The organism is Bacillus halotolerans (assembly GCF_004006435.1).
GTDB classification, from domain to species: domain Bacteria; phylum Bacillota; class Bacilli; order Bacillales; family Bacillaceae; genus Bacillus; species Bacillus halotolerans.
Map to the genome: position 1 here is coordinate 3,512,947 of NZ_CP029364.1, position 11,430 is coordinate 3,524,376.

An 11,430-nucleotide genomic window follows, 5' to 3' on the forward strand; every position below is an offset into this window, starting at 1 on the left:
AACTGATGGCTGTTTTTTGTTATTCTTCTCGCAGCTCTTTTCCCATGCCTTTTAAAAACTGAAGGCCGAAGCCGACTGCTCTGTTAATATCAGGGTCGTTCATCGCTTTTAAAAGATCGAGAATGCCGACTTTCTTGTCTTCTTTTAAAAAGCTTTGCGCCTGTTCGGTTCCCGCCATTACGCTTTCTAAAAGCTTGCCTGTAAACGCAGGATCAGCCTTTGTCAAAGCGCCTCCAGCCGCCATCATCGTGTTGATGAGGTTTGTGACAGGCTCGCGAGATACCTGGCCAAGCGCGATTTTGGCGATGTCTTCTTTCGCCCTCAGCATGCTTGCTGCTGCATCAAAGATGCCAAGCTCATTAAGTTCACTCATTAACGTCATCGTTTTCGAGACGGCATCCTCATTTTCCGTCAGCAGCTCCTTCAGCTCCTCGATTTTCTCAAGCTTGATTTGCTCCGCTGTTTTTGTTTCTTTTTTGATCGTTGTAATCGGAGTGGCCATTTTCGTTTCCCCCTTTCATTTAATCAGTCAAATGGACATAACCCGGACGGTTCCATTTTCTTTCTGCCTCGACGCCGTTTTGCGGATTCCGTTTCTTGTTGCGCGGATTTGTTTTAGGAAGCGGTGCGCTTTCGCAGCCTCCAAGCACCTCCATGCGAACCTTCGTTTGTTTGTAAGCAGGCGTGTTCGTGCGTTTATCAGCCGCAGGCCCTGTCAGGAAGTTAATCGCTGAATCCTTGTCTGTCGAGTTCATCGGCAGGTAGAGTTCATTTTTTCGCACACGGTCAGTAATGAGCGCATTTAATTTAACAGCTCCGAACGGAGAAACGAGGCGAACCAGTGAACCGTCACAAATGCCGCGCTCCTGTGCAAGCTCCGGCGATACTTCGACGAATACATTCGGCACTTTGGATTGAATGCCTTTCGATTTATTTGTCATATTTCCTTCATGGAAATGCTCAAGCATCCGGCCGTTATTGATGTGAAGATCATATTCCTCAGGGAAAGCGGCAGGTTCAGTCCAATCAGACAGTGCAAAACGGGCTTTCTTGTCTGGGAAATTAAATCCGTCTTCATACAGAAGCGGCGTGCTTTCACCTGTGAAGCTGCCCCATAGGAAGGTGTTCCAGCCTTCAAGCACCTCATAGCTGGCTTTTCCAAATAGAGGAGAAAGACTCGCCATTTCAGAGAAAATGTCGCTTGGATGGCTGTAGCTCCATCCGGCTCCTAAGCGGTTTGCCACCTCTTGAATAATCCACCAATCCGGTTTCGCGTCTCCAAGTGTCGGAAGCGCTTGATACAATCGCTGCACACGGCGCTCTGTATTGGTAAACGTTCCATCTTTCTCAAGAGATGGAGTGGCAGGCAAGACGACATCGGCATATTGAGCCGTTCTCGACAGGAAAATGTCCTGAACCACGAAGAAATCAAGGCTTGATAAAATATCATGCACATGGTTCGCATTCGAATCGACCAGTGCCATATCTTCACCAACAAGGTACATGGCCTTCATCTTGCCTTCTTCAATGGAATGAAGCATTTGAATATTGTCTAAACCTGGTTTTCCTTCAATCTCCACACCATAAGCCTTTTCAAATTTGGCGCGTGCTTCGTCATCTGTAATATGCTGATATCCCGGAAGCCAGCCTGGCAATGTCCCCATATCGCAAGCGCCTTGAACGTTATTGTGGCCGCGCAGTGGATAAGCGCCGGCACCCGGACGGCGGTAGTTGCCTGTTGCCAGAAGCAGGTTCGAAATCGCTGCTGACGTATCAGAGCCGCCCGTATTTTGAGTAACACCCATTCCCCAAAGAACACAAGTGCCGTCAGCGTCACGAATCATCTCGGCAATTTGAATGATGCTTTCTTTTGAGAGGCCTGTGATGCGTTCCGCATAATCAAGCGTATAGGTTTTAAGTGTTTCTTTATAGTCTTCAAAGTAGTTCACGTTCTCCTCAATAAACGCTTGATCATGCCAGCCTTGGTCGATCATATATTTCGTAACGGCCATCAGCCATACTTGGTCTGTACCTTGTTTAGGACTGATGAACAGATCAGACCGCTCAGCCATCTCATTTTTCCGCAGGTCGGCAACGATCAATTTTTGTCCATGGAGCTTGTGTGCACGTTTGACCCGTGTTGCAAGCACCGGATGTCCTTCAGCCGGATTGGCGCCGACGATGATGACGAGTCCGGCCTTGGCAATATCTTTAATCGTGCCGGCGTCACCGCCCATGCCGACCGTACGGAACAACCCGTCTGTAGCAGGAGACTGACAGTAGCGAGAGCAGTTATCGACGTTATTTGTTTCAAATACCTGACGCGCTAATTTTTGGATGACATAGTTTTCTTCATTCGTAATTTTAGAAGAAGAAATGAATCCGACAGAGCCTTTGCCGTATGTCTCTTTAATTGCACCTAATCTGCTTGCGACTAGATCGAGGGCTTCTTCCCAAGATGATTCAACAAAAGCCCCGTTTTTACGGATTAAAGGCTTTGTAATCCGTTCTTCAGAGTTGACGAAATCCCAGCCGAATTTTCCTTTCACGCATGTAGAAATCGCGTTAACCGGAGCATCGGAAACAGGCTGGATCTTTAAGATATCCCGGCCTTTTGTCCATACTTCAAAGGAACAGCCGACGCCGCAGAACGTACATACCGTTTTGGTTTTTTTCGTTCTCGTTTCACGCATTGCCGCTTCAACTTCAGAAATGGCAAATATGCTGCTGTACCCCGGTTCAACATTTTTGACAAGGTCAATCATTGGTTCCATGACATCCTGCTTGATGCCCGTCATAAAGCCAGCCTGGCCAAGCATTGATTTTTCCATCAGTGCATTACACGGACAAACCGTGACACATTGGCCGCAGCTGACACAAGAAGATTCATTGATTGAAACTCCTTCATCCCAAATAACCCGCGGACGTTCGCGTTCCCAGTCGATAGAGAGTGTTTCATTGACTTGAAGGTTCTGACACACCTCAACACACTGGCCGCAGGCGATGCATTGGTTTGGATCATATCGGTAAAACGGGTGAGACATATCAACCGCACAAGACGGATCTTCTTTTGGCGTATAAGGGTATTTTTGATGCTCGATCCCCATCATTTCCGCTGTATTATGCAGTGTACAGTTCCCATTGTTATTATCGCAAACTGTACAATACAGCAAATGATTTTCAAGAAGGCGGTCCATTGCTTCGGTTTGTGCCTCTTTCACCCGATTTCCCGAAAGATCAATTGACATTCCGTTTTCAGCGACCGTAGAGCATGAACGAACCAGCTTGCCGTCTGCCTCTACAATGCATGTATCGCATGTTTGAATCGGATCAACCTCTGGGACGTGGCAGATTTGCGGATACTCAATCCCATTTTCATTTAAAATATCTAAAATTGTGGCCCCTGCTCGTGCTTGAATTTCTGTTCCGTCAACGCGGACACTGATCGACTTATCGTCCATCATATTCATATTCCCCTCCATCTTTCTTTCAAGAAGTCAAAAAAGCCATGTATAGATACACCTGTCTTTCATTCACAGAAGGTGTAAACACACATGGCGGAATAGTTCACTAGCAAGTCTTACTAACAGACCAATCCTGGATTTTTATAAACCGATAGACTCATAACAAGATCCTATTACAAATCCATCAACACTGCTTTTATTATAAAGTGATATTTATTATAATACAATATGACAGGAAAATTTTAACCAAGTGAAATGTCCTGAGGGGAACCGGGAACGGCCTTTTTTAAGGCAAAATCGGAAGGGGTAATCAGCATGTCAAAGAAAATTCATGAGTTCAATGATATTATTCGAAAACTTCGCAAGGAATTGTTCGGCAAAGGACCTGAACGGATTCACACGGTATTTGTAGATAATATGGCTGTGTCGACGCTCTACGGCAACCTGAGCGCGAGCGAGCAGTTTATCGCCCGCACGCCTGAGGGAAGAGAAATGGTACATGCGGCCCGGACAAGCCTGATTCAAGACCTTTACTCTAAAAAAACGCCGGAAGGAATGGAGGAGCTGATCGGGGCTAAGCTTGTTCATTTGTTTTCTGATATCAAAATTGAAGAAAATATCGCCGTATCTGTTTTTGTCTTTGACCGAAAAATTGACGACCAAAAAGAAGTCCTTTTTAACTAGCATATTTGCCATTGACACAAAATTGTCACATTTGATATGATGTTTTTACTGCAGTTATAGAAGGACAAAAGCAATGGAATGTATGCACGAACTGTATATATTCTCTATCAATATCTTAATTCTGCTTGATGTTGTTGTATGGGTATGCACACAAGTTAGGCAGCATTCAAACACCTGATTGATACAGGTTATTTGAGTGCTGCCTTTTTTGATGCTTTTCTTTTATAACTGTAAAAATGGAGAAACAATGGGGGCGTATTTAGTATGGGTTTTCGGAAACCGGATGAAATAGCAGAAGCAGCAATTGAAGCAGGGATGAAAAAGGTAAAGCTTCCGCTGCTGTCTCTCTTGGTGCTGGGGTTTTTAGGCGGTGCCTTTATCGCACTCGGTTATTTGCTTGATATCAGGGTGATCGGCGATCTTCCGAAAGAATGGGGAAGCATGTCCAGTTTTATCGGGGCTGCGGTATTTCCTGTAGGACTGATACTTGTGGTTCTTGCAGGGGCTGAGCTGATTACAGGAAATATGATGTCAGTGGCAATGGCGTTATTTTCGAGAAAAATATCACTAAAGGAATTGGCGGTTAATTGGGTGATCGTCACCATTATGAATCTGATCGGAGCTTTGTTTGTTGCTTACTTTTTCGGCCATCTTGTCGGCTTAACCGAAACGGGGCCATATTTGGAAAAGACGATCGCTGTTGCACAAGGCAAGCTTGATATGAGCTTTGGCAAGGTTCTCGTTTCCGGCATCGGCTGTAACTGGCTGGTGTGTCTTGCAGTTTGGCTTTCCTTCGGTGCTCAAGATGGCGCAGGGAAAATTTTTGGCATCTGGTTCCCTGTCATGGCCTTTGTGGCAATCGGATTTCAGCACGTTGTCGCCAACATGTTTGTGATTCCGGCTGCCATTTTTGCAGGCTCGTTTACGTGGGGGCAGTTTATCGGAAACCTCATTCCGGCTTTTATCGGCAATGTTATTGGAGGAGCAGTGTTTGTCGGATTCATCTATTTTATCGCATATCATAAGAAAGACCGCTCCAGAAAAGAAATGAAACAGGTATCATAAACAAGGGACAAAGACAGTCGATGAATCACACAATTTACGTCCATTTTTAGAAAAAGATGTTTACAAAATGGAATTTGGTGGATATACTTACGAAGTAAGAAAAAAAGCAAAGGAGGCTGAATCAAAATGACAATGCGACAACGACGCAGACCAGTTAATGGCTCACGCAATGTACAAGGAATTTATAATGGTTTATTCAGCCTGTGGAAGAGTCCGTGTCCTTCCTTAACCGATGCTTATCGCACGCATTAAATTCGGAATCGTCGGACATACGCAACTCCCCGCAGGCAGTAGAGACATGGGTGTCTTCTTTTGTCTGCGGTTTTTATGTGCCCGCAGCAGGGAGATGCCGCGGGTTATTTCGCTTGGGGCAGACTTTGAAAGGGGGTGAGCGATATGACGATTAACCTATTCTTTTTGACTTTAACGATTAACAAGCGGTTTAAAAGCCCGGAAGAGTTCGAACAAGAACAGCAGATCGAGCAGATTTATGATGAAATGAAAGAATCTCAGCTGAAACATCTTTATTTGACAAACTGGCGCTGAAAAAGGAAACAAAATACAGAAGGGAGAGATGACAAATGCTTAAAATGGAACTATTGATGCATTATACGATGGAGAAGGACCAAGTGTAGCGAATGAAGCTGTCAAGGAAATGCCGTCCTGCATATCATAAAAAAAGCAGCACTTTATGTAAGGGCAGGTGATGGCATGATGAACTTTCAACAAAAAAGGCTGCCGTCGATAGGTCATGGTTATGCATCCATGCCGCATTCCTTCAAACACGGCTATGGCAATCCATTCCGTCAGCAGAGACTGGCGGCGATGCAGCAGCAAAGGCTGTATATGTTCCCATATCATTGGCATTAAAAAGCGGGCGGAAAACATTTTGTTTTCTGCCTTTTTTTGCGGGAAAAAATGAAAATGTTCAGTTCTGTTGAAACATTTCTAAACACATTGCCGTCTAGTTGATATCTTCATTCTGTATAAGAAATGAAGCGATGTTTATTTTTTTAATATAATAAATAAGCACAGGAAACCAAAAGCAGGTGTTTAAAATGCTAGAAAACAAACTTTATAAACGAGCGAACCTATTGAAATTATTTTCTGGGAAATATAAGCAAACTAAAATAATTGAGCATATGATGATTGATTCTATAGACATACAAGAAAATGACAGAATTTTAGAAATTGGAACCGGAAACGGCTCTGTCTTTAAGACAATAACGGGAAAACTTGAAAAGGGAAGCATAAAAAGCATCGACTCTTCTAAGCGAAAAGTAAGACAGGTATCTCGTGCAATCCAAAAGCAAAAGAAAACAGATCAAGGGGGCATTTTCCATGGTCATCCGGAAAGGATCCCCTTTGAAGACCGTACCTTCAATAAAGTATTTTCTTTACATACGGTTCAGGCTTGTACTGATGTCAGGCTCGCATTAAGAGAGATTTATCGAGTGCTTCAAATTGACGGCCGATTTTACATCAGTATTAATAACAATGCAGAAAAAAACGAGAAAAAATATATTCAATTGCTGCAAGATCAGCATTTTAGAGACATTTCTGTCATCAGACGCGATTCGTGCCTTTGTATTGTCGCTGTTAAATAAAAAATTTCTCGGGAAATATATCCAGACTTCTGACATTCAGGGATTTGGGTATATTTTCTTAATTTTATATTTTTTGCATAGCATTTATATTAAAAAAAGTTTTTTTCATATAAACTATAAACATAAGAATGGGTAAGAGGTGATTCGAGACAGAGTGGATATCATTTATGAACAACCGGAATGAATGTTCATTCCTAAATGAATCGGAGGTTTTAAGTTTACATGGCATCCGCACTTATCAGTAAATACGATTTGATCATGAAGGCATCGCTCTCGCTTTTTACGGAAAGAGGATTTGATGCCACCACCATCCCAATGATAGCAAAAAGAGCTGAAGTTGGTACAGGCACGATTTATCGCTACTTTGACAGCAAAGAAACACTCGTCAATGTTTTGTTTCAAGAAAGCATTCAGCGTTTTTCAGAAAAGGTAAAGCGAAATTATTCTGAAATGCCTGTCAGAGAGGGCTTTCGCCACATATTTTGCTGTCTCGTTCAATTTACGAAGGAGAGCGACTACGCGCTGTTTTTTCTTGAAACGAAAAAGGATGCTCACTATTTAAATGAAACAAGCAAAAAAATGATAGAAAACCTGACTCAAATGCTTGACGATTTCTTTAACAAGGGAAAAACAGAAGGAGTGATCCGCTCCTTGCCCTCCAATGTATTAATTGCGATTGTATTAGGCGCATTTCTCAAGTTGTATCAGCTTGTGCAACAAGGTGATATAGAGATGAATGCTGATTTGATTTCTGAATTGGAGCAGTGCTGCTGGGACGCGATTAAACTTCATTCATTGACTTCAGAAGAATAAAGAAAGGAAGATGTTTATGAAACAGGCAAGTGCAATACCTCAGCCGAAAACATACGGACCTTTAAAAAACCTCCCGCATTTGGAAAAGGAACAGCTTTCCCAATCCTTATGGCGGATTGCTGATGAGTTAGGGCCGATTTTCCGTTTCGATTTTCCTGGTGTATCCGGCGTTTTCGTATCAGGCCATGAACTCGTTGCTGAAGTGTGTGACGAGAGCCGATTTGACAAAAACCTTGGAAAAGGCTTGCTGAAAGTGCGTGAGTTCGGAGGAGACGGATTGTTTACAAGCTGGACGCACGAGCCGAATTGGCAGAAAGCCCATCGTATTCTGCTGCCGAGCTTCAGTCAAAAAGCAATGAAAGGCTATCATTCTATGATGCTGGATATCGCGACACAGCTGATTCAAAAATGGAGCCGGCTGAATCCGAATGAAGAAATTGACGTGGCGGACGATATGACCCGCCTGACGCTTGATACCATCGGGTTATGCGGATTTAACTATCGGTTTAACAGCTTTTACCGTGATACGCAGCATCCGTTTATCACCAGCATGCTCCGGGCTTTAAAAGAGGGAATGAACCAAACAAAAAGACTGGGCCTGCAGGATAAGATGATGGTCAAAACGAGACAGCAGTTCCAAAAGGATATCGAAGTGATGAATTCGCTGGTTGACAGAATTATAGCAGAGCGAAAAGCAAACCCGGACCAAAACATTAAGGATCTGTTATCGCTCATGCTTTATGCGAAAGATCCTGTAACGGGTGAGACACTGGATGATGAAAACATCAGATATCAAATCATCACGTTTTTAATCGCAGGCCATGAAACAACGAGCGGCTTGCTTTCCTTTGCGATTTACTGTCTGCTTAAACATCCGGAAAAACTTAAAAAAGCTCAAGAGGAAGCCGATCGCGTGTTAACGGAAGACCCGCCTGAATATAAACACATTCAGCAGCTGAAATATGTTCGGATGGTTCTCAATGAAACGCTTAGGCTGTATCCGACAGCGCCCGCTTTTTCTCTTTATGCCAAGGAGGAAACAGTTTTAGGCGGCGAATACCCTATCAGTAAAGGACAGCCCGTCTCCGTCTTGATCCCAAAACTTCACAGAGATCAAAACGCTTGGGGTGAAGATGCAGAAGATTTTCGTCCGGAACGGTTTGAGAACCCTGAAAATATTCCTCACCATGCGTATAAACCGTTTGGAAACGGCCAGCGGGCGTGTATCGGGATGCAGTTTGCGCTTCAAGAAGCGACAATGGTTCTCGGACTTGTATTAAAGCACTTTGAATTGATGAATCACACTGGTTACGAGCTCAAAATCAAAGAGGCATTAACAATTAAACCGGATGATTTTAAAATTACAGTGAAACCAAGGAAAACGGTCCAAATGAATGTTCAGAAAAAAGAACAGACTGGCACCGCGCACGAAACGAAGGAAAACGAGACAAAACCTAAACACGGCACACCTTTACTCGTTCTTTACGGTTCAAACCTCGGCACCGCAGAAGGCATGGCAGGTGAATTGGCAGCTTACGGGCGCCGGCTCGGCTTTACAGCGGAAACTGCACCTCTTGATGATTACATTGGAAAACTCCCCGACCAAGGCGCTGTTGTCATTGTGACTGCCTCATATAACGGGGCGCCGCCTGATAATGCTTCTGGCTTTGTCGAGTGGCTGGGAGAGTTGGAGGAAGGTCAATTAAAGGGTGTTTCCTATGCGGTATTTGGCTGCGGAAACCGGAGCTGGGCCAGCACGTATCAGCGAATTCCTCGCCTTATCGATGACATGATGGCATCAAAAGGAGCATCACGATTGACATCCATTGGGGAAGGCGATGCGGCCGATGACTTTGAAAGCCATCGCGAGTCTTGGGAAAACCGCTTTTGGAAGGAAACAATGGAAGCCTTTCACGTGAATGAAATAACCGAGAAAGAAACGAAGCCGTCACTATCCATTACATTCCTCAGTGAAGCAACAGAGACACCGCTTGCTAAAGCGTATGGCGCGTTTGAAGGTATCGTTCTTGAAAACCATGAGCTTCAGACAGCAAGCAGTTTGCGTTCGACGCGTCATATAGAATTGGAGCTCCCTGACTCAAAAACGTATAAAGAAGGCGACCACATCGGAATATTGCCGAAAAACAGCCAAGAGCTGGTTCAACGGGTTCTCAACCGATTCGATTTGCAGCCGCAAGCTGTGATAAAAATGAACGGCAGCCCGCATATGGCTCACCTTCCGCTGGATCGGCCGATCAGAGTGATGGAGTTATTATCATCTTACGTAGAGCTGCAGGATTCTGCTTCAAGGCTTCAGCTTCGTGAGCTGGCTTCATATACAGTATGCCCGCCTCATAAAAAAGAGCTGGAATTACTTATATCGAGTGATGAAATGTACAAGGAACATGTTCTGACAAAACGTGTGACAATGCTGGATCTGTTAGAGGACTATCCGGCCTGTGAAATGCCGTTTGAACGGTTTTTAGAGCTTTTGCCATCACTAAAGCCAAGATATTATTCAATTTCAAGCTCACCGAAGGTCAAAGCAAATAGGGTCAGTATGACGGTGGGAGTTGTAAAGGCCTCAGCTTGGAGCGGACGCGGGGAATATAAGGGCGTTGCATCCAATTACTTAGCCGGACTCCGTCAAGGTGATACGGTTGCCTGTTTCATTCGGACACCGCAATCTGGATTCCAGCTGCCTGATGATCTCCAAACCCCGCTGATTATGGTGGGACCGGGTACAGGAATTGCGCCATTCAGAGGTTTCATCCAGGCCAGATCCGTTCTGAAGAAGGAAGGAAGTGCGCTTGGCGAAGCTCATTTATACTTCGGATGCCGGCGTCCTGATCATGACGATCTTTATAAAGAAGAGCTTGACCAGGCGGAAAAAGCCGGTTTGGTAACAGTCCATCGATGCTATTCACGAATGGAAGACGAACCAAAAGTATATGTTCAGCACTTACTAAAACAAGATGCACAGAAATTAATTTCACTGATTGAAAAAGGTGCGCACGTTTATATATGCGGCGATGGTGCACAAATGGCTCCTGAAGTAGAGAACACACTGCGTGCGGCTTATGAAGCTGACAAAGGAGCAAGTCAGGAAGCGTCAGCAGAATGGCTGAAGAAGCTGCAAGATCAAAAACGTTATGTAAAAGATGTATGGACTGGAATGTAAGTAAAAATAAATCCCGCCAGAGATGGCGGGATTGCTTTAGCATGTGAAAAAAACCGGCACGATATTGAAATCTACTGAAAAGGATGTTATAGGGAGTATCGCGCCGGCCTTGTTATTATTATCGTCCAAAAGATATAAAACTTTAGGTTTTTTCTGGTTTTTTATAAATGAATAGTTATAAAGTTATATATTTGTATCTTTGGGTTTAATTTTCTAGAAACTTAATCAAGCGTTCTTTTCTTTTTATTCTTGCATCTCATCATGCCGTTTGAGTTAGAATGTCCGATTTGAGACTATGCATTTGTCTGTTCGCTTCCTCACACTTCATGCTAGTCAGAGGATGTTCCATGATGATATAGACGCTCAAGATGTTTTCTGTAATGAAAATCATGAACCAAACGAATCGTCGGTCTGATTAAAAGCAGGAAGCTGCCAACCGCAAACAGCCATATCCCTGCAGACATTAATTCATCGTAAAAGAAGAAAAAGCTGCCGATGAAAAATAAAAAGCCAATGATAAAATCGTTTACTGTATAGAGAACTTTATATCGTTTTTTGAAAAAAAGCTCGTATCGATTTATTTGCTTTTTCATCTCTTTTTCTGCATTAGCTTCCA

10 protein-coding genes are annotated in these 11,430 nt (G+C 43.8%); 7 read left to right on the forward strand and 3 right to left on the reverse strand.

Annotated elements, in window-relative coordinates:
- Positions 1-19: 19 nt before the first annotated feature.
- Positions 20-502 (reverse strand): helical membrane plugin domain-containing protein, encoded by a 483-nt coding sequence (locus DIC78_RS18015; RefSeq protein WP_010335090.1) that lies wholly within the window; start codon positions 500-502, stop codon positions 20-22.
- Positions 503-521: 19 nt separating this feature from the next.
- Complete coding sequence (fdhF, locus tag DIC78_RS18020) at positions 522-3,464, reverse strand: formate dehydrogenase subunit alpha (RefSeq protein WP_127696940.1); 2,943 nt, start codon at positions 3,462-3,464, stop codon at positions 522-524.
- Between the two features lie 315 nt (positions 3,465-3,779).
- Here fdhF and DIC78_RS18025 point away from each other — a divergent pair, with 315 nt between their 5' ends.
- From DIC78_RS18025 to cypB, 7 genes are all read left to right on the forward strand, one after another.
- Positions 3,780-4,148 (forward strand): Na-translocating system protein MpsC family protein, encoded by a 369-nt coding sequence (locus DIC78_RS18025; protein WP_024122287.1) that lies wholly within the window; start codon positions 3,780-3,782, stop codon positions 4,146-4,148.
- Between the two features lie 264 nt (positions 4,149-4,412).
- Positions 4,413-5,213, forward strand: a complete 801-nt coding sequence (locus DIC78_RS18030) for a formate/nitrite transporter family protein (protein ID WP_095713420.1) — start codon at positions 4,413-4,415, stop codon at positions 5,211-5,213.
- A gap of 396 nt (positions 5,214-5,609) precedes the next feature.
- Positions 5,610-5,759 (forward strand): YrzI family small protein, encoded by a 150-nt coding sequence (locus DIC78_RS18035; RefSeq protein ID WP_024122284.1) that lies wholly within the window; start codon positions 5,610-5,612, stop codon positions 5,757-5,759.
- Positions 5,760-5,924: 165 nt separating this feature from the next.
- Positions 5,925-6,083 (forward strand): hypothetical protein, encoded by a 159-nt coding sequence (locus tag DIC78_RS18040; RefSeq protein ID WP_125825436.1) that lies wholly within the window; start codon positions 5,925-5,927, stop codon positions 6,081-6,083.
- Positions 6,084-6,271: 188 nt separating this feature from the next.
- Positions 6,272-6,820, forward strand: coding sequence for a class I SAM-dependent methyltransferase (locus DIC78_RS18045; RefSeq protein ID WP_024122282.1), 549 nt, complete (start codon positions 6,272-6,274; stop codon positions 6,818-6,820).
- Between the two features lie 222 nt (positions 6,821-7,042).
- On the forward strand, positions 7,043-7,633 hold the full coding sequence (locus tag DIC78_RS18050; protein ID WP_024122281.1) for a transcriptional regulator FatR: 591 nt from the start codon (positions 7,043-7,045) through the stop codon (positions 7,631-7,633).
- Positions 7,634-7,649: 16 nt separating this feature from the next.
- On the forward strand, positions 7,650-10,814 hold the full coding sequence (cypB, locus tag DIC78_RS18055) for a bifunctional cytochrome P450/NADPH--P450 reductase CypB (protein ID WP_127696712.1): 3,165 nt from the start codon (positions 7,650-7,652) through the stop codon (positions 10,812-10,814).
- A 329-nt stretch (positions 10,815-11,143) separates the two neighbouring features.
- Here cypB and DIC78_RS18060 read toward each other — a convergent pair whose 3' ends face one another.
- Positions 11,144-11,407, reverse strand: a complete 264-nt coding sequence (locus DIC78_RS18060; RefSeq protein ID WP_373271173.1) for a YrhK family protein — start codon at positions 11,405-11,407, stop codon at positions 11,144-11,146.
- Between the last annotated feature and the right edge of the window lie 23 nt (positions 11,408-11,430).